Source organism: Micromonospora sp. WMMC415, assembly GCF_009707425.1.
Taxonomy (GTDB): Bacteria; Actinomycetota; Actinomycetes; order Mycobacteriales; family Micromonosporaceae; genus Micromonospora.
This window is the reverse complement of sequence record NZ_CP046104.1, coordinates 54,982-77,525: the sequence shown is the minus strand read 5'-3', so window position 1 is coordinate 77,525 and position 22,544 is coordinate 54,982. Positions and strand designations below refer to the sequence as shown.

The following is a 22,544-nucleotide window of genomic DNA, read 5'->3' as shown; positions in this document are numbered from 1 at the left end:
AGGACCTCCTCGGCATATCTTGTCGACGTCAAGATTTCCCCCGCCGATGGCATCTTGTCAATGGAAAGATAGGATCGGCACATGACTGGCACCGGGAGCTACCACCACGGCGATCTGCGGCGCACCCTGATCACCGCGGCGGCCGAGGTGATCGAGGAGTCCGGGCCGGCGGCGCTGAGCCTGCGCGACCTCGCCCGGCGGGCCGGCGTGTCGCACGCGGCGCCCGCGCACCACTTCGGCGACAAGGCCGGCCTGCTCACCGCGCTCGCGGTGGAGGGCTTCGACCTGCTCGCCGAGGCGCTGCACGCTGCCGACGGCGGTCTGGTGGAAGCCGGGGTGGCCTACGTGGACTTCGCGGTGCGGCACCGGGCGCACTTCGAGGTGATGTTCCGCCCCGACCTCTACCGGGCGGACGCGCCGGAGTTGGCAGCCGCGAGGGAGCGGTCGGGGGCGGCTCTGCACGCGGGAGTCGCGGAACTCCCGCCGGGCCACGGCACGGCGGGCGACGCCGCCGGGGACGCCCTCGCCGCCTGGTCGATCGTGCACGGCTTCGCCACGCTCTGGAACGCTGGCGCCCTGCCGCCAGACACCGGCGACGACCCGCGGGCGGCGGCGCGGGCCGTCATCCGCCGCCTTTTCGGGCCCCGCTGACTCAGTCCGCCGTCGACCGCCTGCCCGGGTCGTCGGGGGCGGTGTCGACGTACTCCCGCATCACGGCCGCCACCTCCCGCAGGAAGGCGCTCGTCGCCGCCGCCTGCTCGGGTGTGAGCCGGGCGACCGCCTGCTCGATTCCGGCCAGCATCGGCCGTAGTGCCGCCAGCACCTCGTCGTACGCCTGGTCGGTGACCTGGAGCGCCAGCCGGCGCCGGTCCTGCGGGTGCGGCGTGCGCTCGACGTGGCCGGCCCGCACCAACCGGTCGACCAGGGTGGTGGCCGAGGCCGAGCGGATTCCGAGCCGGTTGCCCAGTTCCACCGGGCCGAGGGCGTCCGGGCTGGAGACGAGGTGGTCGATGGCGGCGGCGTCGGTCGCCCCGATCCCGAGGCGGCGGGCCAGGGCGCCCCGGGTGTCACCGGCGGCCCGGATCACCTCGCGCAGCGCCCGGGCGGTCTCGCTCGTCGAGGGGGCCTCGCCGTACGGTCCGCGGGGCGCGCCGCCGGTGGTTGACGGAGGAGGTTCCATGGGTGAAAGCTAGCATCTCACGTAGCTAGAGAAACTAGCGATCGGAGGCGGGGTATGCCGGAGCAGGGACGCGCACGCTGGTGGGGACTCCTCGCGATCAGCCTCGGAGTCGCGACGATCATCGTCGACGCCACCATCGTCAACGTGGCCGTGCCCGCGATCATCCGGGACCTCGGCATCACCGCCACGGACGCGCAGTGGGTGCAGGAGGCGTACACCCTCGTCTTCGCCGCCCTGCTGCTGGTCGCCGGCCGATTCGCCGACCGCGCCGGCCGGCGGCGGACGTTCGTCACCGGCGTCGTGGTCTTCGTCGCGGCCAGCGTGCTCGCCGCGGTGGCCGGGTCCGGCGAGGCGCTGATCGGCGCCCGGGTGCTCCAAGGGCTCGGCGGTGCCATGATCCTGCCCACCTCGCTGTCCCTGTTGAACGCCACGTTCACCGGACGGGAGAAAGGGGTCGCGTTCGCGATCTGGGGCTCCACCATCGGCGGGGCCGCCGCCCTCGGCCCGCTCCTCGGCGGCTGGCTCACCACCGAGCTGTCGTGGCGGTGGGCGTTCGGCATCAACGTGCCGGTCGGCGCGCTCGTGGTGGCCGCCACGCTCGTGCTGGTACGCGAATCGCGGGACGAGCGCGCGGAGCGGGGGCTCGACTGGCTGGGCGCCCTGCTCTCGGTCGTCGGCCTGACCGGTGTCGTCTTCGCGCTCATCGAGGGGCGCACCTACGGCTGGTGGGAGCGGGAGAAACCGTTCAGCCTGTTCGGGGCGGACTGGACGGCCGCGATCTCGCCGGTGCCGGTCGCCGCGCTGGTCGGGCTGGTCACCCTCGCCGGCTTCGTCGCCCACCAGGTCCGCCGCGACCGGGCCGGCCGGGCGGCCCTGCTAGACCTGTCGCTGTTCCGGATCGGCTCGTTCCGCAACGCCGTCGTCGCCGCCGCGATCGTCAGCCTCGGCGAGTTCGGCCTGCTCTTCGCCCTCCCGCTGTGGTACCAGAACGTCCTCGGCTACAGCGCGTTCGACACCGGCCTCGCCCTGCTGCCCCTCGCCGTCGGCAGTTTCCTGGCCAGTGGTCTCGGCGCACCTCTGGTCCAGCGGTGGGGCGCCACCCGCGTCGTCCAGCTCGGGGTCGCCGCCGAACTCGCCGGCATCGCCGGCCTCGGCACGGTCGTCGCCCCCGACACGTCCTGGTGGGCGCCGCTCGGCTACCTGTTCCTCTACGGCGTCGGCGTCGGCCTGGCCACCGCCCAACTCACCGGGGTGTCGCTGCGAGAGGTGCCGGTCCGGCAGAGCGGCCAGGGATCCGGCGTGCAGAGCACCGCCCGGCAGCTGGGGTCGGCACTCGGCATCGCGGTGCTCGGCACCGTGCTCTTCGCCGGCCTGGGTGGGACCCTCGGCGACCGGCTCGCCGGCCAGCCCGGCGTCGATCCCGCCCAGCGGGAGCAGATCGTGGCCGCCGTCCGGGAGAGCGCCGGCGCGGCGATCGGCGGTCTCGCCGCCGATCCGCGTACGGCGCCGATCGCGCAGGAGGCGAAGGCCGCCCTCTCCGACGCCACCCGGTACGCGGCCTTCTGCGCCGCCGGCTTCCTCCTGATCGGCCTGCTCGCCTGCGCCCGGCTGCCCCGGGACCGCCCCGAGCCGTCGCCGCCGTCCCGGCGGCCGGCGCCGGCGACGACGTCGGGCGGCTGAGCCGGCCACCGACGCCGGGCGGCCGGGCCGGTCACCGAGGCCGCCCGGTTCAGCCGGTCACCAGCTCGTCGGCAGCGGCATCCCCTCGGTGTAGCCGGCCGCGCTCTGCACGCCGACCAGCGCCCGCTCGTGGAACTCCGCGAGATTGTGCGCCCCGGCGTAGGTGAAGGCGCTGCGTACCCCGGAGATGATCTCGTCGATCAGGTCCTCGACGCCGGGCCGGTTCGGGTCGAGGTACATCCGTGCCGAGGAGATGCCCTCCTCGAAGATCGCCTTCCGGGCGCGGTCGTACGCGGAATCCTCCGCCGTCCGGGCGCTCACCGCGCGGGCCGAGGCCATGCCGAAGCTCTCCTTGTAGCGCCGGCCGTCCGCCTCGACGTAGAGGTCGCCGGGCGACTCGTACGTGCCGGCGAACCACGAGCCGATCATCACGTTCGAGGCGCCCGCCGCCAGCGCCAGCGCCACGTCACGCGGATGCCGGACCCCACCGTCGGCCCACACGTGCCGGCCCAGCTCGCGTGCCGCCGCGGCGCAGTCCAGCACGGCCGAGAACTGGGGCCGGCCCACCCCGGTCATCATCCGGGTGGTGCACATCGCGCCCGGGCCGACGCCCACCTTCACGATGTCGGCGCCCGCCTCGACGAGATCGCGTACCCCGTCGGCGGTGACCACGTTGCCGGCCGCGACCGGGACGGCCGGGTCGACCTTGCGCACCGTCCGCAGGGCGGAGATCATCCGCTCCTGGTGGCCGTGCGCGGTGTCCACGACCAGCGTGTCGACCCCGGCCTCCAGCAGCGCCTTGGCCTTGCCGGCGACGTCGCCGTTGATGCCGACCGCCGCGGCGATCCGGAGCCGGCCCCGGTCGTCGACGGCCGGCTTGTACAGCGTCGCGCGCAGTGCGCCCTGCCGGGTCAGCACCCCGACCAGCCGTCCCTGCGCGTCCACCACGGGAGCGAGCCGGCGGCGGCCCGCCGAGAGCCGGTCGAAGCCGGTACGCGGGTCCGCGTCCGCCGGCACGGTGTGCAGCTCGGTCGACATCACGTGCCGCAACTGCGCGAACCGGTCCACACCCACCGTGTCCGCCTCGGTCACCACGCCGACCGGCCGGCCCGCCTCGTCGACCACGATCACCGCGCCGTGCGCCCGCTTCGGCAGGAGGTGGATCGCGTCACCGACAGTGTCGGTCGGGCCGAGTGTGATCGCCGTGTCATGCACCAGGTGCCGCTGCTTGACCCAGGCGACGACGTTCGCGACCACCTCGATCGGGATGTCCTGGGGGATCACCGCGATGGCACCGCGCCGGGCGACCGTCTCCGCCATCCGCCGGCCGGACACCGCGGTCATGTTCGACACCACCAGCGGGATGGTGGTGCCCGTCCCGTCGCTGGTCGCAAGGTCGACGTCGAGGCGGGACGCGACCTCGGAGCGGGCCGGCGCCATGAAGACGTCGTTGTAGGTCAGGTCGTGCGCGGGGACCGCGCCGTGAAGGAACTGCACCCGGCCATCATGACCTCCCACCGCCCCCTCCGCCGCCGAGGGGCAAGGAAGGGCCCCTTGTTAACGCCTGCGGTAGAGGAAGGGCCCCTTCTTAACAGCCGCAGTCGGCAGGCGGTCGCGCAGAAAATCACAGTCAGGCCAGCAGCAGCGCCGCCGCCAGCCCGGCCATCACCACGGCGATCACGCCGTCGAGCACCCGCCACACCGCGGTACGCGCGAGCACCGGCCCGAGCCGGTACGCGCCCGCCCCGAGCGCCGTGAACCAGGCGAGGCTGGCCGTGGCCGCTCCCACCCCGAACACCCACCGGTGCGGGTGCTGCTGGGCGACGCCGCCGAGCAGCAGCACGGTGTCCAGGTAGACGTGCGGGTTGAGGTAGGTGAAGGCGAGGCACGCCAGCAGGGTGGTCCGCAGGCGGGCCGGCGGACGGTCGGCGGGTCGCAACGCGTCCGGACGCCACGCGCGGCGGGCGGCGAGCACCGCGTAGCACAGCAGGAACGCGGCGCCGCCCCACCGTACGGCGGTGAGCAGGCCGGGCCGGTCCGCCACCAGGGCACCCACCCCGGCGATGCCGGCGCCGATCAGCAGGGCGTCGGAGAACGCGCAGGTGAGGACGACCGGTACGACGTGCTCGCGGCGCAGCCCCTGACGCAGGACGAACGCGTTCTGCGCGCCGATGGCGACGATCAGGGCGACGGAGAGCGAGAACCCGGCGAGGGCGGAGGCGATCACCCCATCGACGGTAGGCGGACCCGCTTCATGCGGTCCAGCTAAAGATTTTGATGTTCCGTAAGATTTCCTCATGCTCGACGCCGTTCAGCTCCGGACGCTCGCCGCCGTGGTCGCCGAGGGGAGCTTCGACGCTGCCGCCCGGCTGCTGCACGTGACGCCGTCCGCGGTGAGCCAGCGGATCAAGACCCTGGAGGAGACCGTCGGCCAGGTCCTGGTGCGACGGCACCGCCCGTGCCGGCCCACCGAGGCGGGGGAGCCGCTGCTGCGCCTCGCCGGCCAGCTCGCCCTCCTTGAGCAGGAGGCACTGGCGGAGGCGCGGGGGCCGCTGGGCGGTGGCCGGGGGCGTACGCGGGTCGCGGTGGTGGTGAACGCCGACTCCCTGGGCACCTGGTTTCCCGCCGCGCTGGCCCGGGTGCCGGAGCCGCTCGACCTCTCCTTCGACATCCGGCAGGACGACCAGGAGCACACCGCCGAGTTGCTCCGCGACGGATCGGTGACGGCGGCGGTGACCGCCCAGCGGGAGCCGGTGCAGGGGTGCCGGGTGCAGCCGCTCGGCGCCATGCGCTACCGGGCGCTGGCGTCTCCGGCGTACGTCGGGCGGTGGTTGCCCGAGGGCGCCACCCCGGCCGCGCTGGCGGAGGCGCCGGTGATGGTGTTCGACCGGAAGGACCGGTTGCAGCACCGCTTCCTGCGGTCGGTCACCGGTCGGGCCCTGGACCCGCCGGCGCACTACCTGCCGTCGGTGCCGGCGTTCAGCGAGGCGATCCGGCTGGGGCTCGGCTGGGCGCTGGTGCCCGAGCAGATCGCCGACGCCGACCTGGCGTCCGGGCGCTGCGTCGACATCGCCCCCGGCCGCACGGCGGACGTCCCGCTGTACTGGCAGCACTGGCGGCTGGAGTCGACGGCGCTGACGGCGCTCACGGCCGCCGTCCGCGCGGTGGCCGCCGAAACCCTCCGCTGACGAGCCCCGGAACGGTTGTTAGGAAGGGACCCTTTTAGAGGGCGCGCAAATAGGTCGGCGGGGATGAGCCGGGTAGGAGGTGGGCACAGGCGTCAGTGATCATGAAGGTTCCTACGCCTAGTGATCACTGGAACGCCTGTGCCCGCTGTCCCATCATGGCTGAGCGACCCCTTGTGGGACCAGTTCGCCGCGCTGCTGCCACCCCGCCCCGCTACCGATCCCACCCATCCGTTGGGCTGTCACCGCCGGCGGGTCGCCGACCGGATCGTGTTCGACAAGTTGCTGCAGGTGCTGCGGTTCGGCTGCTCCTACCAGGGCATCGCCGACTCGACCTGCTCGGCCACCACGATCCGCAACCGCCGTGACGAGTGGATCCGCCTGGGCGTGTTCGCCCAGCTCAAGACGATCGCGCTGAACGCCTACGACCGTCTCGTCGGGCTGCTGCTGGACGACCTTGCCGTCGATGGGTGCATCACCAAGGCGCCCGGCGGTGGCGAGGTCGCTGGCCGTTCACCGGTCGACCGCGGCAAGCAAGGCATGAAACGTTCGGTCATGGTCGACGCCCGCGGCATCCCACTGGGCCGCGTCCTGGCCGGCGCCAACCGCCACGACTCCCCGCTGCTGGAATCCACCCTGGACCGGCTCGACGACCTCGGCCCGCTGCCCGGCACCATCACCGTGCACCTGGACGCCGGGTACGACTCCCAGAAGACCCGCGACCTGCTCACCGCCCGCAGGCTGACCGGCGAGATCGCCCGCAAGGGCGTCAAAGCCCCGGTCCAGGCCACCCAGCGGTGGCACGTCGAGCGCACGAACGCCTGGCACAACGCCTTCAACCGGCTACAACGCTGCTACGAACGCAAAGAAGACGTGATCAACGCCTACTTCGACCTTGCCGACGCCGTCATCACCATCCGTAGCCTCATCCGTCAGGCGTGGATCCTGTACCGGTGGGACACCCGCCCCACCCGCCGACCATGAAACCCACCTATCTGCGCGACCTCTTACTACCGCAGGCGTTAACAAGGGGCCCTTCCTTACACCTCAGGCGATGGTGCAGATCGCGGCGCCGGCGGTGATGACCGCGCCGACCTCGGCGCCGAGGCCGCTGATCGTGCCCGCCTTGTGGGCGTGCAGCGGCTGCTCCATCTTCATGGCCTCCAGCACCACGACCAGGTCGCCCTCGGCCACGGTGTCACCGTCGGCGACCGCGATCTTCACGATGGTGCCCTGCATCGGCGAGGTGAGCGCGTCACCGCTGACCGCGGCGCCGGCCTTGGCGCCACCGCCCCGCCGGGCCGGCTTCTTCGCGACGGGCGACACGGTGGCCGCACCCCCGCCGAAGCCGGCCGGGAGGCTGACCTCCAGCCGCTTGCCGCCCACCTCGACCACGACGGTCTCGCGCTCGGCCGGGCCCTCGACGGCGCCGGCGGGCGCGGTGAACGCCGGGACGGTGTTGTCGAACTCGGTCTCGATCCACCGGGTGTGCACGGTGAACGGCTCGGCGGTGAACGCCTCGTCCCGGACCACCAGGCGGTGGAACGGCAGCGCGGTGGCCATGCCCTCGACGACCATCTCGTCCAGCGCGCGGCGGGCCCGCTCGATCGCCTCGGCGCGCGTCTCACCGGTGATGATGACCTTGGCGAGCAGCGAGTCGAAGTTGCCGCCGATCACGTCACCGGCGGAGATACCGGTGTCCACCCGGACGCCCGGGCCGGTGGGCAGGCGCAGCGCGGTGATCGTGCCCGGCGCGGGCAGGAAGTTGCGGCCCGGGTCCTCACCGTTGATCCGGAACTCGATGGAGTGCCCGCGCGGCGTCGGGTCCTCCGTGAAGCGCAACTTCTCGCCGTCGGCGATGCGGAACTGCTCGCGGACCAGGTCGATGCCGGCGGTCTCCTCGGTCACCGGGTGCTCGACCTGGAGCCGGGTGTTGACCTCCAGGAAGGAGATCGTGCCGTCGGCGCCGACCAGGTACTCGACCGTGCCCGCGCCGTGGTAGCCGGCCTCGCGGCAGATCGCCTTGGCGGACTCGTGGATCTGCGTCCGCTGCGCCTCGGTGAGGAACGGCGCCGGGGCCTCCTCGACCAGCTTCTGGTGGCGGCGCTGGAGGGAGCAGTCCCGGGTGCCGACCACGATCACGTTGCCGTGCTGGTCGGCGAGGACCTGGGCCTCGACGTGGCGGGGCTTGTCCAGGTACCGCTCGACGAAGCACTCACCCCGGCCGAACGCGGCGACCGCCTCGCGGGTGGCCGACTCGAACAGGTGCGGGATCTCCTCCATCGTGCGGGCCACCTTGAGACCGCGCCCGCCGCCGCCGAAGGCCGCCTTGATGGCGACCGGCAGGCCGTGGTCCACGGCGAAGGCCATCACCTCGTCGGCGCTGCCGACCGGGTCCGGCGTGCCGGGGACCAGGGGCGCGCCGGCACGCTGGGCGATGTGCCGGGCGGTGACCTTGTCACCGAGGTCGCGGATCGCCTGCGGAGTGGGGCCGACCCAGGTCAGCCCGGCGTCGATGACCGCCTGGGCGAAGTCGGCGTTCTCCGAGAGGAAGCCGTAGCCGGGGTGCACGGCGTCGGCCCCCGACTTGCCCGCGACGTCGATCAGCTTGTCGATCCGCAGGTAGCTGTCGGCTGCGGTGTCACCGCCGAGGGCGTACGCCTCGTCGGCCAGGGTGGCGTGCAGGGCGTCCCGGTCCGAGTCGGCGTAGACGGCGACGCTGCCCAGGCCGGCGTCGCGGCAGGCGCGGATGACGCGGACGGCGATCTCGCCGCGGTTGGCGATGAGTACCTTGCGCACCTTGGTGGCTCCTCCCGGGAGGTCGTTGACCGGGAGTGTATCGGCCACTCTGACGCACCTAACGATCGCTCAGTGTGGGATGCCGCACTGTGCCGCCGCCCGCCAGTTCACCGGTGGGGCCCGGGGAAAGAGAGCTGTCTCTCATCCGGAGCGGGGCGACGGTGGGGCGCTTGTAGCGTGAGGCCAGTGCCGCGCCTCACCCGTGACCGGACCACCTGGCTCGCCTACGCCCAGCTCGGCCTGTGGGGCTTCTTCCTCTACGGCTTCGGCCCGGTGGTGCCGCTGCTCCGCGACGAACAGGGCACCTCGGCCGCGGTCGCCGGCCTGCACAGCACCGGCATCGCCGTCGGCGCGCTGCTCGGCGGGGCGCTCTTCGCGCCGCTGGCCCGCCGCGTCGGCCGCAGTCCCGCGATCTGGACCGGCCTGGCCGGGGTCGCACTCGGCATCACCGCCCTGGCAACTCTGCACGCCCTGCCCGCCACCATCACCGCCATGGCGGTGATCGCCACCTTCGGCATGATGGTGATCAGCGGCGTGACCGTGGTGCTCACCGCCCGGCACGGCGTCGCCGCGCCGGCCGCGCTGAGCGAGGCCAACGCCGCCTGCGCCGGCATGGGCGTCCTCGCTCCGCTGGTCATCGGCGCCAGCGTGGACGCGGGGTGGGGCTGGCGGCCGGCGATGGCCGCCGAGGTCGGCCTGATCGCGTTGGTCGCGCTCGCCGCCCTGACCTTCCGGGTACGCGGACCGCTGGCCGACCCCGCTGCCGCGGCTGCCGGTGCCCGGCCGGCGGTGCCCGCCCCCGGCACGGCGGTCTCTCGGCGGCTGCCGCAGGCGTACTGGGTCGCCTGGGTCCTCATGGCGGTGACCGGTTCGATCGAGGTGTGCCTGTCGCTCTGGACCGCCGACGTGCTCCGTACGCACGCCGGGCTCGGCGCGGGCGCCGCCTCGGCCGCCGTGGCCGCGATCGTCGGCGGGATGTTCGCCGGGCGGGTGGTCGGCGGCCGTATCGCCCTGCGGTACCGGCCCGTCCCGCTGCTGCTCGCTGCGCTGGGACTCTCCCTGGCCGGTTTCGCCCTGTTCTGGGCCACCCCGGTCGGGGGCCTCGCGGTCGCCGGACTGCTTCTGCTCGGCCTCGGCAACGCACTGCACTACCCCTTGGCGATCTCGATCGCGCTCGCCGTCGCGGGGCCCGCCGCGGACAGGGCGGCCGGTTGGGCGTCGTACTCGATGGGGGTGGGTTTCGGGATCGCGCCGGTCGCCCTCGGCTGGGTGGCCGACGAGGTCGGCCCGCACCTGGCGTTTCTGCTCCTGCCCGCCTTCATCGGGGTGGCCGCGCTGCTCGCCGTCCGCCTCGGCCGGGCCCTCCGCGCCCCGACCCCGGAGGCCGCCCGGACCCCGGTCGGCGCTGCCTAAAACCGGCGGTCCTTGCCCGTCGCCAGCGGCGGTGCTTGGCCGTCGCGGCCTGCGGCCGTCGCCGGACGCGGCGATGCTTGGTCGTCGCCTCGGCCCGCCGCAGGTCGGCGCAGGCCCTACAGCACCCGGGCCAGCGTGAGTCCGTCAGCGACGGGGAGCATGACCGCCTCGACCCGGACGTCGGCCAGGACCTCGTCGTTGAACGCCGCGATCGCCCGGTCCGCCGCGTCCTGCGGTGCGATGACCCGGCCGCCACGCAGGACGTTGTCCACCGCGATCACTCCGCCGGGGCGCATCCGTGGCACCAGCTCCGACCAGTAGATCGGGTACCCGGTCTTGTCCGCGTCGATGAAGGCGAAATCGAGGTGACGGTCGTGCGGCATCTCGTGCAGCGTGTCGGCGGCCGGCCCGATCCGCAGGTCGATCCGGTCCGCCACGCCCGCGCGGGCCCAGTACCGCCGGGCGATGCCCGTGTACTCCTCGGAGATGTCCAGGCAGGTCAGCCGCCCACCCTGGGCCAGGCCACGGGCGATCGCCAGCGCGGACAGCCCGGTGAAGGTGCCCACCTCGACCGCCTGCCGCACGCCCAGGAGCCGGGTCAGGAAGGTCAGGAACGCGGCCTGCTCCGGGGCCACCTGCATCTGCGCGTCGTCCGGCAACGCCGCGCGCGTCTCGTCGATCAGGTCCCGCATCACGTCGTCCGGCGGTGAGCCGTGCGCCACGAGGTACGCGTGCAGCTCCGGCGTGAGCGGGATGGACTTCGTGGTCATCGTGCCTCTCCTCGTACCGGCGTCAGGCGAGCGGCTCGACCGACTGGTTGCCCGGCGTGACCTTCGTCCACAGGTCGGTGATCCGCAGGTCCAGTTCGGCCAGGAGCCGACGAAGCAGGGGTAGGGACAGGCCCACCACGGTGCCCGGGTCGCCGTCGATCCGTTCCACGAACGGCCCGCCCAGCCCGTCGATCGTGAACGCACCGGCCACCGCCAGCGGCTCGCCCGTGGCGACGTACGTCGCGACTTCGTCGTCGCTGATGTCGGCGAAGTGCACGGTCGTCGAGGCGACCGCCTCGGCCCGGCGACCCGCCACGATGTCGACGAGGCAGTGCCCGCTGTGCAGGACGCCGCTGCGCCCCCGCATCCGCTTCCACCGGCGTACGGCCTCCGCCGCGTCGGCCGGCTTGCCGAAGATCCCGCCGTCGAACTCCAGCACCGAGTCGCACCCGATCACCAGCGTCCGCTGGTCGTCGGACGGCCGCAGCCGGGTCAGGACAGCCTGTGCCTTGAGCCGTGCCAGTTCGAGGCAGAGCTCCTCCGCCCGGTCCGTCACCACCAACGATTCGTCGACGCCGCTGACCAGCACGTCCGGCTCGATGCCGGCGGCCTGGAGGGTCTTGCGGCGGGCGGGGCTGGCCGAGGCGAGCACGAGACGGAGCGGCAGAGATCGGGACACCCCGCCGACGTTACCGGGCGCCGTGGACAGCTGGGGCACGACGGGCCGCAGAGCGCCGAACGGCCCGATTCGGGACCGCGCTGAAGATATACTGGAAGCCTTCACGGTATATAGGGATGGCCATGACCAAGATACTGGTGGATGTGGACGACGAGGCCCTGGCCGATGCCGCCGAGGCCTTCGGGACCAAGACCAAGAAGGAAACGGTGAATGTGGCACTCCGGGAGGGCGCGGCGAGGCTCCGTCGCGCCAGGGCGCTCGCCGAACTCGCCAACCGCGCTGAGGCCGGTGACTTCGATGAACTGCTCGACAAGGGCGCCTACCGGCCGTGAGGCTTGCTGACTACCTGGTCGACACCAGCGCACTGGTTCGTCTGCTGCGCAACGCTGAACTGCGCGCCCGGTGGGAGTCGCCCCTGACGGCCGGTCTGATCGCCGTCTGTCCCGTCGTCGAGTTGGAGTTCCTGTACACCGCCCGGTCCGCCGCAGACCGCGAGTGGCTTCAGCATCAACTCCGAACGGTGTTCGGCTGGGTGATGATGCCGGACCGCGGCTACGAGCGGGCTGCCGAGATCCAGCACGACCTCACATTGCGGGGCGTGCATCGCTCCGCCGGCGCGGTGGATCTGCTCATCGCGGCAACGGCCGAGTACCACGGTATGTCCCTGCTGCATTACGACCGCGACTTCGATCAGATCGCGAACGTGACCGGGCAGCCCGCCACGTGGGTGGCTCGCGCGGGTTCGATCAAGTAGTCGCGGGCCCGGGTGCTCTTGATCGCCTCTAGCCTCACCGGCTGATGCGGGGCGGTGGATCATCGCTGCGCCGGCGGCGCCTGGCGATGAAGGCCCACGCACCGCCCGCTGCCACGATGACTCCCAACGTGACGAGGCCACGAGTTGTCGCTGCCCGGTCGCTGTCAGACCGCTCCGCCTCGGCTTCCGTCGGTCGGGCGGCTGGCGCGGCAGCGGTTGCAGATTCGAAGCCGAGCGGAGGTACGTCGGCAGTGAGCGCAGCGACGATGTCGATCACGCCATAGCCGTACTGGTCGTCCCGCCCAGGCGGTCCCTTGTCGACAGCCGTCGCAGTCAACCGATGCACCACCTCATCCGCCGGCAGATGCGGATACTTCGCCCGGATCAAAGCAACCGCCCCAGCAACAATGGCAGTGGAATTTGAGGTGCCAGTACTCTTTAGATATCTGCCACCTCTCCCCGTGCTGTAGATATCCACCGCCGGCGCAGCTATGTCGATTTGTGGCCCTGTCGCTGCTATCATGGCTATTTTTCCGCTGCGATCTATTCCGCCGACGGCAATGACGCCCTCGGCCGATGCTGGAAAGATCACGCTTTGATCATCCGGCCGGTTTCCTGCCGCAGCTACAACGACTACATCGGCTGCTCGTGCAGCCCGAAGTGCACGGAACAGGTGCGAGGAAGTGACTCCTCCGCCAGAAATGCTGACGACGTCTGCGCCAGCGGCAACGGCGTATTCAATTCCCCCAGCTAGGCGATCCGCATTGCCCTCGTTATCTGCGTCAGATGTTCTTATTGGGAGAATTTGGGCTCGTGGTGCGATGCCTAGTGCTCCGACTTTGTCAGGACGACCGTGGGCGCCGATGATGCCAGCCATAGCTGTGCCATGACTGTTCGGATCTTCCCGGGCGTCACCCACGGCCCCTGGGAGGAGGCTGGTGCCCGGCAGTAAATTCTCTTTGAGGTCAGGGTGGGGGTCTACTCCGGTATCGGGTATTGCCACTATTACGCCCTCACCTTGGCTGATGCGATGAGCGGCCTCGACGTCGAGGTAGTCCAAGTGCCACTGGTCTGCACGGATGCGGTCAGCCCCGTTGGGTGCGGGAGTTAAAGATTTGCCGTGTGCAGGTACTCCCATACCAAGCAGTGCTGTCAGGCTCGAAAGAGCGATCAAGACCCGCCTTAGACGCGAAGTCACCTGGTGAAACCGATGGCCGGGCCGGGATCGATCGGTCCTTCGTCCTTCGGCGGAAGGACTACAGGATCCACCCCACGATCCGTCTCCCATGGGTGGTCCGGATCCCAGGTTCGTTCCACGCTTGGTTCGTTGCGCCGTGCCGCCTGGCCATGTGTCGCGCCCTGCCCCATGGCTGTGGGAATACCGGATGAGCCTGTGATCGGCGGAGGGACATGTGCCCCAGGAAAACCGCGGGCTCCGCCAGGTCGTGAACCAGCGCCGCCAGCAGGGGCTGTACCTGCCCCGCCGCCTCCAATCACTCCACCTATGGGGTTGACGCGGCGGGGTTGGGTACCGCCTGAGGCGGGCTGGCCAAGTCCCGCGCCGGGAAGCCCACCTATCAGCCCTCCGGGCGGCATCGCTCGGGGGACAGGTGGCTGTGTTGCGTGTGGTTTGTTGTTCGGTCTGCTTACGACTGGCCGTCCGAGATGACTTGAACCAGGGTTGTTGGGCCGACCGGAGATTGGGGAGTTCGGTAGAGCGCCCAAGCTCGGCGAATTTGCTGAACCGGCCTGCCCGGCGCCTGGAATATTCGGATTGATTGCCGCCGGGGCGATGGATTTCGCTGCGCCGCCTAGCAATGGCCCGAGCTTCGGATTCGGCGACGTAGGAAAAGGTCGCGGCGTTGATTTCGATGGAGTGGGCGATGACAGGGAGGCTCCCGCCAACGGTACCGGCATGATCGGCGGAATGACGGGGCTGGGCACAGCCACATATGGATCAGTAGCTTCCGGGGCACGGCCAGGCTGTCGTGCTGGTGGGGGTTGGCGTAGGGCTACTTGGGCTTGTTGGAGTTCGCTGCTGAGGCCGTACATGATGCCGCGCGCCTGGACGTTCAGCCGTTCCAGGTCCGCGTCGGTGACCGGCGGTTCGGAGACGCGGCTGCCGGCGACCGCCTTCGGGTCCGCGGCGGTGGCCTCGTACGACCGCTTCTGTTGGAGCTTCACCGCGTACTCGTCGTGGATCTTCTCCAGGGCGGTGCGGGTGCTGCCGATGGCCTGGGTGGCGGCGGCGAGCGCGGTGTAGTTCGCCGCCGCCGCGTCGTGGGTGTGCTGCACCCTGTCGATGAGCTGGTCGAGTTCGGCGAGGTACGTGCGGGCGGCGGCGTTGGTGTCCGGCGGCCACGCCTCGGCGAGACCCCGGCGGTACGCCTGCAACCGGCCGAGGTGCGCCTGGGCCAGGTCGCAGACCTTGCGCCAGCCGGCGACGTGCCGCCACTGGTTGGTGGTGTCCTGGTCCTTGAGGCAGGCCCACATGCTGGCCACATCCATCAGGTGCCAGTCGGTGAGGCCGCCTGAGCGGCCGACTCCGGGCTCGTTCACGGCCGCACCACCGGGCCGGGCCGGGTCTCCTCCGGGCCGGTCGGGTCAGGCAGCATCACGGGCGACCCGGTCGGCGCGACGGCGGTCGGGGCGGCGAGGGCCCGTTCGACGTCGACCACGCGGGCGGACGAGAAGGCGTCGGAGTCGCGGTAGCGGTCGGCGACGGTGCCGGCCGCGGCGGCCAGGTGCCCGGTCGCCCCGCCGACGCTCCAGACCAGGTCGGCGGTGGCCTGCTGGGTCTCCCAGTGGGCGTGCAGGAACTGCACCAGCTCGATGAACGCGTCCGCCGGGTTGGGCACGGCTGCGGTCATGTCCGCCTTGATGTACGACAGGTGCGGCGTGTACTGGCGCTCCACCTCGGCCTGGAGCTTCTCGGCGAACTCCTGTAACTGGCGGATGTCGGCCTCGATGCCGCCGTAGCCATGGAGCCAGGCCGCTGGGCGGTCCTCCTCGGGGATCATGGTCCCTCCCTACGCGTCACCGCACCGTTTCCGAGAGTGAGGTTAACGGGTGGCGGCTGGGAGTTGCAGCCCCAGAGTGGTGCACACCGGGCGACTCGCCGTCGACGCAGCCGCGAAGACCTGCGCTGATGCGTACGAAAAGTCAGCGCGGCAGGCCGGACGCGCGCCATGCGCCGGGACCGGCCGTGCGGGCCGCGCCGGCGGGGCGGGCGCTGCGCGCCCAGGCGGACACCGGGGTGGGGGCGGGCGCGGCGGCCGGGCGGGACCGGACGACGATCGCGCCCACCAGGGCGGCCAGCTCGTCGGCGGTCGGTACGCCGCGGACGATCCGGAACAGCGGCTCTTCGGCTGACATGGCGTCAGGGTACGCGGTCGGAACTTGACCTTCGCCGCACAGTGGCGTGCCGGCGGTGTGACTGTCGTCGCCGCCGGGTACCGTCTCAGCGATGTCGAACGCGCTTCCCCAACTCGTCGCTGACCGATACCGGCTGATTTCGCCGCTCGGTCAGGGTGGCATGGGTCGGGTGTGGAAGGCGCGCGACGAGGTGCTGCACCGCGACGTGGCGATCAAGGAGTTGGTGCCGCCGCCCAGCCTCACCGACGAGGAGCGCCGCGAGATGCGGGAGCGCTCGCTGCGGGAGGCGCGGGCCATCGCCCGGCTCAACCACATCAACGTCGTCCGCATCTTCGACGTGCTGCGCACGGACGGCGATCCGTGGATCGTCATGGAGTACGTGCCGTCGAAGTCCCTCCAGGACACCATCGCCGAGGAGGGGCCGGTGTCGCCGGCCCGGGCGGTGGAGATCGGGCTCGGCGTGCTCGCCGCCCTGAAGGCGGCGCACAAGGCGGGCGTCATGCACCGCGACATCAAGCCCGGCAACGTGCTGCTGGGCAACGACGGCCGCGTCGTGCTGACCGATTTCGGCCTCGCGACGATCCCCGGCGACCCCAACGTCACCCGCACCGGCATGGTGCTCGGTTCGCCCGCGTACATCGCGCCGGAGCGGGCCCGGGACGGCACCGCCGGTCCGGAGGCCGATCTCTGGTCGCTGGGCGCGACCCTGTACGCGGCGGTCGAGGGCAAGTCGCCGTACGCGCGGCCGTCGGCGATCGCCACCCTGGCGGCGCTCGCCACCGAACCGCTGCCGCCGCCGAAGAACGCCGGCCCGCTCCGGCCGGTGCTCAACGGTCTCCTCCGCAAGGACCCGAACGAGCGGATCACCGCCGAGGTTGCGGAGAAACTGCTGCGCCGCGCCGGCGGGAAGCGGTCGCGCACGATCCCGCTGCTCGATGGTGTCCGCCGGCCCGGGCCGAACGGCAGACGCGAGCCCCGCCCGCCGGTCGTGCCGTCGCCGCGCCCGGCGGAGCAGGAGTCCGACAAGCCCGTCGCCCCGCCCGCGCCCCGCCAACCGGCGGCCGGTGCGGTCGCGGCCGCAGGTGCGGACGCGCCCGCGCAGGTGACCCCGACCACCTCGGATGCCGCCCCGACCGCCAAGGTCACGCCCCCGCCGTCCACTCCGGAAGCCGGTCCGGCGACGAAAGCCACCGAGCCCGCGCCGCCGCCCGCGCCCGACGACACGAAGGGCGAGCCCGCCGCGACGTCCGTCCTGCCCCGCCCGGCTCCCGCGCCGGCCGGGCGCGCGCCGGTTCCGCCGTCCGACGGTACGAGACGCGACACGACCCGCCGGAACCTGCTGATCGGTGTCGTGGTGGCCGTGCTGCTGCTCGGTCTCGCCGTGGTCGTGCCGCTGCTCGCCAACGACGAGGACGGTGGCGACCCCTCGGGAGCCGGTGCGACGAGTGGCGCACCCACGTCGGCGGCGGCGCCGACGTCGGCGCCCGCCCCGGCCGACCCCGCGCCGAGCAGCGCCGCACCGACCACGCCACCGGCCAGCCCTACCGGGGATCCGAACGCCCTGCCGGCCGGCTGGAAGCTGCATGAGGACCAGGCGGGCTTCGCCCTGCCCATCCCGGAGGGCTGGGTGCGCCGCAGCGGCGGGGCGAACACGGTCGTCTTCGACGAACCCAACGGCGTGCGTGAGCTGCTCGTCCAGTGGACCGACCGGCCGAAGGCGGACGCCTACGAGGACTGGCAGAACCTCGAGCCGGCCCGTAAAAACCTCGTGCGCGACTACGAGTTGCTGAGCATCAGGCGCTGCGACTACGGGCGCACCTGCGCGGACTGGGAGTGGCTGGAGACCCGGGACAACACCCGGATCCACGTCCGCAACCGGGGGTTCGCCACCGCAAGTAACCGCGGATACGCGCTGCGCTGGGAGGTCCCCGACGAGGACTGGGCGGCGGGCCAGCGGGACTTCGACGTGATCATGAAGGGCTTCGTGCCGGACCGCCAGGACTGACGCGTGGGATTCGTGCCGGTGCGAAGCTGATCCGCATGACCTTCCGTCGTACGGGGTATCTGACTGCCCACGACGGAAGGAGGTACGAGATGAGTTACCGACGGAAGGACACCCGGCCCCGGGTGGCACTGTGGATGCTCGTCGCGCTCGGCGACGTCGTCCTGCTCCTCGCCAGCGCCGGCCTGCCGGTCCTGGTCGCGCTGCTCACTGTCGGCACCGTCACCGTCGCCGGGGTGGTGGTCTGGCGGCTGTCCCGCCGGGCTGCCCTCACCCGGACCGACGCGGTGACCGTCCCGGTGGCGGCACGACGGCGGGCCTGACGACCCGCCGCGAGGATGGCGTGGCGGCAGCCGGACCAGTTGTCGACCGTACGGTGACAGCCGATCCCGCTGCCGCCAACTACCTCCCCAGGGTGGTGTGGCTCAGGTGTTGTTGGCGAGCGCGATCAGCCGGCTGCGGTCGCCGTTCCAGTAGTTCCGGTCGACGTTGCCGCTGATGCCGGCGACCCGGCCGGTGCTGGTGTACTGCCAGAAGCTCCAGAACGGCGCCCCGGGCGGCAGGGCGCTCGGCGAGCTCGCCCAGCGGGCGATCCAGAGCGGGTGGTTGCCCCACGGGCCGCTCCAACTGCCGGTGCACGTGTTCCAGAAGCTGGTGGTGGTGTAGATGACGGCGTACCGGCCGGTGCGGGAGCGGTAGGTGTTCAGGAAGTCCTGCACCCAGTTCCGCATCCCGGTCGTGCTCAGGCCGTAGCAGTACCCACCGCTGTACGGGTTCGCTTCGAGGTCCAGCGCGGCGGGCAGCGTGCGGCTGTCCGCCGACCAGGCGCCGCCGTTCGAGGCCAGGTAGTTCGCCTGCACCCCGCCGGAGGAGATGTTCGGCCGGGCGAAGTGGTACGCCCCGCGGATCACCCCGGCGTTGTAGGCGGCGACGTAGTTGGTGTTGAACCGCGGGTCCTTGTAGCTCGTCCCCTCGGTGGCCTTGATGAAGGCGAACTGGATGCCCGCGTTGCGGACGCTGGTCCAGTTGATGGCCCCCTGGTAGTGGGAGACGTCGATGCCGGGAACGGTGGCCGCGGACGCGGGGGTGGCGGTCGCGACGAGGGCCGCGGCCGCGGTGGCGACCGTGGTGAGAGCGGCGGCGATCAGCCGGCGCAGCGGTGATCTGGTACGGGCCATGGATGCCTCCAAAGACGCCGATCGATTGACTGACATCATTGAAGACGGGTGCCGCCCGAGGCAACACATGTTGAGGAAAAGTTTCACCGCCGACGGGTGAACGCCTGCCGCGTCGGTTCAGCGCAACCGGCCCGGGATCAACACGGGACGAGGGCGGTAGGCTCCCCGCCCATGGTGGCGATCGACGGCCTGACCGACCTGTGGGAGACGCTGCTCAGCGCGCAGCCGGACCCGCCCCCGCTGCTGGTGCTGCTAACCGGCCTCATCGGGTTGGTGGTGGTCTCCACCCGGGTGCCCTGGCGGATCGGCCGCAACGCGATCACCATCGCCCACGAGGGCGGGCACGCCCTCGCCGCCCTGCTCACCGGCCGGAGGCTGCACGGCATCCGGCTGCACTCCGACACGTCGGGGCTCACCCTGTCCGCCGGCCGGCCCACCGGCCCGGGCATGGTCCTGACCCTGCTCGCCGGCTACGTCGCCCCGCCGCTGGTCGGCCTTGCCGGCGCGTGGATCCTCGGCGGCAACCGGATCACGCTGCTGCTGTGGATCGCCGTGGTGCTGCTGCTCGCCATGCTGATCATGATCCGGAACGTCTTCGGCGTGCTGTCGCTCCTGGTCACCGGTGGGATCGTGCTCGCCGTCTCCTGGTACACGAGCCCGCAGGTGCAGGCGGCGTTCGCGTACACCGGGGTGTGGTTCCTGCTGCTCGGCGGGATCCGTCCGGTGGTGGAGCTGCAACGGCTGCGCGCCCGGGGTCGGATGCCCGCCTCCGACGCCGACCAGCTCGCCGGCATCACCCCGTTCCCGCCGTTCTTCTGGGTCACGCTGTTCGCCCTGGTCAACCTGGTGGTCCTCGTCGCGGGTGCGCTGCTGCTCGCCGGCCCGATCCTCACCGAGGCCGGTCTGGCGCCCTGAGCCCCGCCGGGCCGCGCCCGGGCAGAATGGGGCCGTGCGTTACGTGATCATCGGTGCGGGGGCGGTCGGGGGAACCATCGGCGTGCAGCTCGGGGCAGCCGGGCGGGACGTGACCCTGGCCGCCCGTGGCGCGCACCTGGCGGCCATCCGGGAACGGGGTCTGACGCTGCGCCGGCCGGACGGGGAGACGACGTGGCACGGGCCGGCCGTCGACGGGCCGGGGGAGCGGCCACTGCCGGCGGACACCGTCCTCGTCCTCACCGTGAAGTCGCAGGACACCGCGTCCGCGCTCGCCGCCTGGGCGGACGCGCCGGTCGCCGGCGGCGGGACGGCGGCCGAGCGCCTACCGCTGGTCACCGCGCAGAACGGGGTGGCCAACGAGCCCGCCGCGCTCCGGCTCTTCGCCGCCGTGCACGCCGTCTGCGTCTGGCTCCCCGCGACCCACCTCGAACCCGGCGTCGTCGTCGCCAACGGCCACCCGCACCCGGGGATGCTGCACCTCGGGCGGTACCCGTCCGGATCGGACGACACCGACCGGGCCGTGGCCGCCGACCTGACCGCGGCCGGCTTCGTCGCGCCGGTCCGCGACGACGTGATGCGGTGGAAGTACGGCAAACTCCTCGCCAACCTCGGCAACGGGCTCCAGGCGCTGCTCGGTGCGGACGTCCCGGACGACCTGTCGGACCGGGTACGCGCCGAGGGCGAGGCCGTGCTCGCGGCGGCCGGCATCCCGCACACCGACCGGGCGGAGGAGGTGGCCGAACGGGGCGACCTCGTCGGGCACCGGCCGGTCGGCGGCGAGCACCGGTCCGGCAGCTCCACCTGGCAGAGCCTCGCCCGGGGCGCCGGGTCCGCCGAGGCCGACCACCTCAACGGTGAGATCGTCCTGCTCGGCCGCCTGCACGGCGTGCCGACCCCGGTGAACGCGGCCGTGCAGCTCGGCATGCGGCGGGCCGTGCGGGAACGGATCCCGGCCGGCACGTTTCCGCGCGTGGACCTGGAGCGGCTGCTGGGCTGAGCTCCGCCGTACGGTCCGGGTGGCGCTGCGGCTGTCCGTGCGCGGCGCGGGTGGCGTCGGTCGGTCGGCGGGAGAAAGCGGGGGCTCCGCGGCAACCGGCGGGGTTCGCTGGTGCGTGTCCTCTGCGACCACCACGGGGAGGTAGCAGAGGTGACCGACGCCGAGGGCTTCGACGACTTCTACCGCGGCAGCCGGCAGCGGCTGCTCGGGTTCGTCTACGTGCTGACCGGGGACGTCGCCGAAGCCCAGGACGCCGTGCAGGAGGCCTACATCCGGGCGTGGCAGCGCTGGTCGACGGTGAGCGCGTACGACGATCCGGAGGCGTGGGTACGGGTGGTGGCCAGCCGGATCGCCGTCAGCCGGTGGCGCAGCCTGCGTAGCCGCGCCCGGGCGTACCTGCGGCACGGCGCGTCGGAGACCGTTCCCGGCCCGGGCATCGAGACGGTCGAGGTGGTCGAGGCGCTGCGCCGGCTGCCCGAGGCGCAGCGGATCGCGATCGCGCTGCACTACCTCGTTGGTCTGCCGGTCGCCGAGGTCGCCCGGCAGACCAACGCGCCCGTGGGCACGGTCAAGGCCCGGCTCTCGCGGGGACGCGCCGCGCTGGCCGGTCTGCTCGCCGTCGCTGACCTGGAGGAGGTGGCCGATGCGTGACGAGATGAGCTTCGTCGAGCGGGTGCAGCGCGACCTGAGCGACGTCCGCTGGCCGGAGCCCGCGGAGATCCGGGCGCGTGCCCGACGGCGCAACCGGCGTACCACTTTGGTGGCGGCCGTGCTCGTGGTGGCCACCACGTCGACCGTCGCCCTGCTGGCCGGTCGGTTGGTGCCCGCGCCGACCACCACCAGCGCGATGGAGACGACTCCGACGCCGGTACGCAACGAGATCGCCTGGGAGACGCTGCTGCAACCGGGGGATCTGGGCGTCGAGACCGACCCGCCACTGACTCAGGCCGAGATCGGGGCCCCGGTCCGGGTCGCCGACCTGTTGCTCGTCTGCCACGAGTCGCAGGGCCGAACGGCGGCCTGGGAGACGTCCCGGTACTCCCGATCCCAGACGCTCCTCCGGCAACGGCCGCCCGGCTTCGACCACCCCCCGAGCGATGTGCTGCTCAGCCAGGACGTGTACCGGTTGGCGCCGGAGGCGGCCGGACGGTTCTTCCAGAGCGTGGGAACCCTGATCGCGCCGTGCGTCGCGTGGCGGTCGGTCGGTCCGACGCAGTGGGGAAGTCGGGTCGTCCAGGCCGAGGCCATCCACAGCTGGGAGGCGGTGGAGCGTGACTTCACCGGTGACGAGTCACTGCTCCTGCGGCACACCGTCACCCGCGCGCGGAACCTCGAGACGGGCGAGTTCGCCGGTGCCGCGCCGAAGCCCACGACGGTTGCGGTGGTCCGGGTGGGTGACCTGGTCACGGTGCTCAGCCAGGGCCGCGACGGCACGGAGCCGGATCTGCGTCGCCTCGCCACGCTTGCCGCCCGGCGTCTGTGTGTCGCCGCCAACCCGCCCTGCTGACAACCTCGCTGACGACCTGCGGATGACCCGAGCAACTTCGGGGAAAGAGTGGCCTCCCAGTGCGGGGAGGGGACTCTTCCCCCGAAGTT

The 22,544-nt window shown here is 72.1% G+C and carries 24 protein-coding genes; 14 read left to right on the top strand and 10 right to left on the bottom strand.

Annotated features, from left to right (window positions below; translation table 11 throughout):
* Positions 1 to 81: 81 nt before the first annotated feature.
* Positions 82 to 651 (top strand): TetR/AcrR family transcriptional regulator, encoded by a 570-nt coding sequence (locus GKC29_RS00375; RefSeq protein ID WP_155328903.1) that lies wholly within the window; start codon positions 82 to 84, stop codon positions 649 to 651.
* Position 652: 1 nt separating this feature from the next.
* Here GKC29_RS00375 and GKC29_RS00370 read toward each other — a convergent pair whose 3' ends face one another.
* Positions 653 to 1,180: a MarR family winged helix-turn-helix transcriptional regulator gene (locus GKC29_RS00370; RefSeq protein WP_155328902.1), complete on the bottom strand. Its 528-nt coding sequence runs from the start codon at positions 1,178 to 1,180 to the stop codon at positions 653 to 655.
* Positions 1,181 to 1,234: 54 nt separating this feature from the next.
* Here GKC29_RS00370 and GKC29_RS00365 point away from each other — a divergent pair, with 54 nt between their 5' ends.
* On the top strand, positions 1,235 to 2,860 hold the full coding sequence (locus GKC29_RS00365) for a DHA2 family efflux MFS transporter permease subunit (protein ID WP_155328901.1): 1,626 nt from the start codon (positions 1,235 to 1,237) through the stop codon (positions 2,858 to 2,860).
* A 57-nt stretch (positions 2,861 to 2,917) separates the two neighbouring features.
* Here GKC29_RS00365 and GKC29_RS00360 read toward each other — a convergent pair whose 3' ends face one another.
* Both GKC29_RS00360 and GKC29_RS00355 read right to left on the bottom strand, forming a co-directional pair.
* The gene (locus tag GKC29_RS00360; RefSeq protein ID WP_155328900.1) at positions 2,918 to 4,357 is read right to left on the bottom strand and encodes a GuaB1 family IMP dehydrogenase-related protein; all 1,440 of its coding nucleotides are present in this window, start codon (positions 4,355 to 4,357) and stop codon (positions 2,918 to 2,920) included.
* A 133-nt stretch (positions 4,358 to 4,490) separates the two neighbouring features.
* Positions 4,491 to 5,087: a LysE/ArgO family amino acid transporter gene (locus tag GKC29_RS00355; protein WP_155328899.1), complete on the bottom strand. Its 597-nt coding sequence runs from the start codon at positions 5,085 to 5,087 to the stop codon at positions 4,491 to 4,493.
* Between the two features lie 70 nt (positions 5,088 to 5,157).
* Here GKC29_RS00355 and GKC29_RS00350 point away from each other — a divergent pair, with 70 nt between their 5' ends.
* Both GKC29_RS00350 and GKC29_RS00345 read left to right on the top strand, forming a co-directional pair.
* Positions 5,158 to 6,048, top strand: a complete 891-nt coding sequence (locus tag GKC29_RS00350; protein WP_155328898.1) for a LysR family transcriptional regulator ArgP — start codon at positions 5,158 to 5,160, stop codon at positions 6,046 to 6,048.
* Positions 6,049 to 6,186: 138 nt separating this feature from the next.
* Entirely contained in the window at positions 6,187 to 7,029 is an 843-nt protein-coding gene (locus GKC29_RS00345; protein ID WP_155328897.1) for an IS5 family transposase, read from the top strand.
* Between the two features lie 63 nt (positions 7,030 to 7,092).
* Here GKC29_RS00345 and GKC29_RS00340 read toward each other — a convergent pair whose 3' ends face one another.
* Positions 7,093 to 8,844 carry a biotin carboxylase N-terminal domain-containing protein gene (locus GKC29_RS00340; protein WP_155328896.1) on the bottom strand — a complete coding sequence of 584 codons (1,752 nt, stop codon included), beginning with the start codon at positions 8,842 to 8,844 and terminating at the stop codon, positions 7,093 to 7,095.
* A 186-nt stretch (positions 8,845 to 9,030) separates the two neighbouring features.
* Here GKC29_RS00340 and GKC29_RS00335 point away from each other — a divergent pair, with 186 nt between their 5' ends.
* A complete protein-coding gene (locus GKC29_RS00335) occupies positions 9,031 to 10,257 on the top strand; it encodes a sugar MFS transporter (protein WP_155328895.1) in 1,227 nt (408 codons plus the stop codon).
* Positions 10,258 to 10,373: 116 nt separating this feature from the next.
* Here GKC29_RS00335 and GKC29_RS00330 read toward each other — a convergent pair whose 3' ends face one another.
* Together GKC29_RS00330 and GKC29_RS00325 are read right to left on the bottom strand one after the other, a co-directional pair.
* The gene (locus tag GKC29_RS00330; protein WP_155328894.1) at positions 10,374 to 11,027 is read right to left on the bottom strand and encodes an O-methyltransferase; all 654 of its coding nucleotides are present in this window, start codon (positions 11,025 to 11,027) and stop codon (positions 10,374 to 10,376) included.
* 22 nt (positions 11,028 to 11,049) lie between these two features.
* Positions 11,050 to 11,706 carry a nucleoside triphosphate pyrophosphatase gene (locus GKC29_RS00325; RefSeq protein WP_155328893.1) on the bottom strand — a complete coding sequence of 219 codons (657 nt, stop codon included), beginning with the start codon at positions 11,704 to 11,706 and terminating at the stop codon, positions 11,050 to 11,052.
* Positions 11,707 to 11,822: 116 nt separating this feature from the next.
* Here GKC29_RS00325 and GKC29_RS00320 point away from each other — a divergent pair, with 116 nt between their 5' ends.
* Together GKC29_RS00320 and GKC29_RS00315 are read left to right on the top strand one after the other, a co-directional pair.
* Positions 11,823 to 12,038 (top strand): type II toxin-antitoxin system VapB family antitoxin, encoded by a 216-nt coding sequence (locus GKC29_RS00320; protein WP_230688863.1) that lies wholly within the window; start codon positions 11,823 to 11,825, stop codon positions 12,036 to 12,038.
* Positions 12,035 to 12,460, top strand: coding sequence for a PIN domain nuclease (locus GKC29_RS00315; protein WP_155328892.1), 426 nt, complete (start codon positions 12,035 to 12,037; stop codon positions 12,458 to 12,460). Before GKC29_RS00320 ends, GKC29_RS00315 begins: the two co-directional genes overlap by 4 nt.
* Positions 12,461 to 12,494: 34 nt before the next feature.
* On the opposite strand, the gene mycP is transcribed toward GKC29_RS00315, so the two are convergent.
* Positions 12,495 to 13,598, bottom strand: coding sequence for a type VII secretion-associated serine protease mycosin (gene mycP, locus GKC29_RS00310; RefSeq protein ID WP_155333917.1), 1,104 nt, complete (start codon positions 13,596 to 13,598; stop codon positions 12,495 to 12,497).
* A 957-nt stretch (positions 13,599 to 14,555) separates the two neighbouring features.
* Between mycP and GKC29_RS30410 the strand changes: the two genes are divergently transcribed.
* Positions 14,556 to 14,723 carry a hypothetical protein gene (locus GKC29_RS30410; RefSeq protein ID WP_155328891.1) on the top strand — a complete coding sequence of 56 codons (168 nt, stop codon included), beginning with the start codon at positions 14,556 to 14,558 and terminating at the stop codon, positions 14,721 to 14,723.
* Between the two features lie 292 nt (positions 14,724 to 15,015).
* Here the strand turns inward: GKC29_RS30410 and GKC29_RS00300 are convergent, their stop codons facing one another.
* Together GKC29_RS00300 and GKC29_RS00295 are read right to left on the bottom strand one after the other, a co-directional pair.
* Positions 15,016 to 15,480 carry a hypothetical protein gene (locus GKC29_RS00300; RefSeq protein ID WP_155328890.1) on the bottom strand — a complete coding sequence of 155 codons (465 nt, stop codon included), beginning with the start codon at positions 15,478 to 15,480 and terminating at the stop codon, positions 15,016 to 15,018.
* 142 nt (positions 15,481 to 15,622) lie between these two features.
* Entirely contained in the window at positions 15,623 to 15,835 is a 213-nt protein-coding gene (locus tag GKC29_RS00295; protein ID WP_155328889.1) for an acyl-CoA carboxylase subunit epsilon, read from the bottom strand.
* A 91-nt stretch (positions 15,836 to 15,926) separates the two neighbouring features.
* Here GKC29_RS00295 and GKC29_RS00290 point away from each other — a divergent pair, with 91 nt between their 5' ends.
* Complete coding sequence (locus GKC29_RS00290) at positions 15,927 to 17,840, top strand: serine/threonine-protein kinase (protein ID WP_155328888.1); 1,914 nt, start codon at positions 15,927 to 15,929, stop codon at positions 17,838 to 17,840.
* An 89-nt stretch (positions 17,841 to 17,929) separates the two neighbouring features.
* Positions 17,930 to 18,160: a hypothetical protein gene (locus tag GKC29_RS00285; RefSeq protein WP_155328887.1), complete on the top strand. Its 231-nt coding sequence runs from the start codon at positions 17,930 to 17,932 to the stop codon at positions 18,158 to 18,160.
* A 102-nt stretch (positions 18,161 to 18,262) separates the two neighbouring features.
* Here the strand turns inward: GKC29_RS00285 and GKC29_RS00280 are convergent, their stop codons facing one another.
* The gene (locus GKC29_RS00280) at positions 18,263 to 19,015 is read right to left on the bottom strand and encodes a GH25 family lysozyme (RefSeq protein ID WP_155328886.1); all 753 of its coding nucleotides are present in this window, start codon (positions 19,013 to 19,015) and stop codon (positions 18,263 to 18,265) included.
* A 171-nt stretch (positions 19,016 to 19,186) separates the two neighbouring features.
* On the opposite strand from GKC29_RS00280, the gene GKC29_RS00275 reads away from it, so the two are divergent.
* From GKC29_RS00275 to GKC29_RS00260, 4 genes are all read left to right on the top strand, one after another.
* On the top strand, positions 19,187 to 19,930 hold the full coding sequence (locus tag GKC29_RS00275) for a M50 family metallopeptidase (RefSeq protein ID WP_155328885.1): 744 nt from the start codon (positions 19,187 to 19,189) through the stop codon (positions 19,928 to 19,930).
* 34 nt (positions 19,931 to 19,964) lie between these two features.
* Complete coding sequence (locus GKC29_RS00270; protein WP_155328884.1) at positions 19,965 to 20,948, top strand: ketopantoate reductase family protein; 984 nt, start codon at positions 19,965 to 19,967, stop codon at positions 20,946 to 20,948.
* 150 nt (positions 20,949 to 21,098) lie between these two features.
* Positions 21,099 to 21,599, top strand: coding sequence for a SigE family RNA polymerase sigma factor (locus GKC29_RS00265; protein WP_155328883.1), 501 nt, complete (start codon positions 21,099 to 21,101; stop codon positions 21,597 to 21,599).
* Positions 21,592 to 22,455: a hypothetical protein gene (locus GKC29_RS00260; RefSeq protein ID WP_155328882.1), complete on the top strand. Its 864-nt coding sequence runs from the start codon at positions 21,592 to 21,594 to the stop codon at positions 22,453 to 22,455. The genes GKC29_RS00265 and GKC29_RS00260 overlap by 8 nt, the downstream gene beginning before the upstream one ends.
* The last annotated feature ends 89 nt before the right edge of the window (positions 22,456 to 22,544 follow it).

Coding starts and splice junctions, on each gene's coding strand:
- GKC29_RS00350 (WP_155328898.1), top strand. CDS start 5,158: ATGCTCGACGCCGTTCAGCTCCGGACGCTCGCCGCCGTGGTCGCCGAG.
- GKC29_RS00330 (WP_155328894.1), bottom strand. CDS start 11,027: ATGACCACGAAGTCCATCCCGCTCACGCCGGAGCTGCACGCGTACCTC.
- GKC29_RS00370 (WP_155328902.1), bottom strand. CDS start 1,180: ATGGAACCTCCTCCGTCAACCACCGGCGGCGCGCCCCGCGGACCGTAC.
- GKC29_RS00295 (WP_155328889.1), bottom strand. CDS start 15,835: ATGTCAGCCGAAGAGCCGCTGTTCCGGATCGTCCGCGGCGTACCGACC.
- mycP (WP_155333917.1), bottom strand. CDS start 13,598: ATGGGAGTACCTGCACACGGCAAATCTTTAACTCCCGCACCCAACGGG.
- GKC29_RS00365 (WP_155328901.1), top strand. CDS start 1,235: ATGCCGGAGCAGGGACGCGCACGCTGGTGGGGACTCCTCGCGATCAGC.
- GKC29_RS00320 (WP_230688863.1), top strand. CDS start 11,823: ATGGCCATGACCAAGATACTGGTGGATGTGGACGACGAGGCCCTGGCC.
- GKC29_RS00375 (WP_155328903.1), top strand. CDS start 82: ATGACTGGCACCGGGAGCTACCACCACGGCGATCTGCGGCGCACCCTG.
- GKC29_RS00260 (WP_155328882.1), top strand. CDS start 21,592: ATGCGTGACGAGATGAGCTTCGTCGAGCGGGTGCAGCGCGACCTGAGC.
- GKC29_RS00280 (WP_155328886.1), bottom strand. CDS start 19,015: ATGGCCCGTACCAGATCACCGCTGCGCCGGCTGATCGCCGCCGCTCTC.
- GKC29_RS00275 (WP_155328885.1), top strand. CDS start 19,187: ATGGTGGCGATCGACGGCCTGACCGACCTGTGGGAGACGCTGCTCAGC.
- GKC29_RS00300 (WP_155328890.1), bottom strand. CDS start 15,480: ATGATCCCCGAGGAGGACCGCCCAGCGGCCTGGCTCCATGGCTACGGC.
- GKC29_RS00285 (WP_155328887.1), top strand. CDS start 17,930: ATGAGTTACCGACGGAAGGACACCCGGCCCCGGGTGGCACTGTGGATG.
- GKC29_RS00290 (WP_155328888.1), top strand. CDS start 15,927: ATGTCGAACGCGCTTCCCCAACTCGTCGCTGACCGATACCGGCTGATT.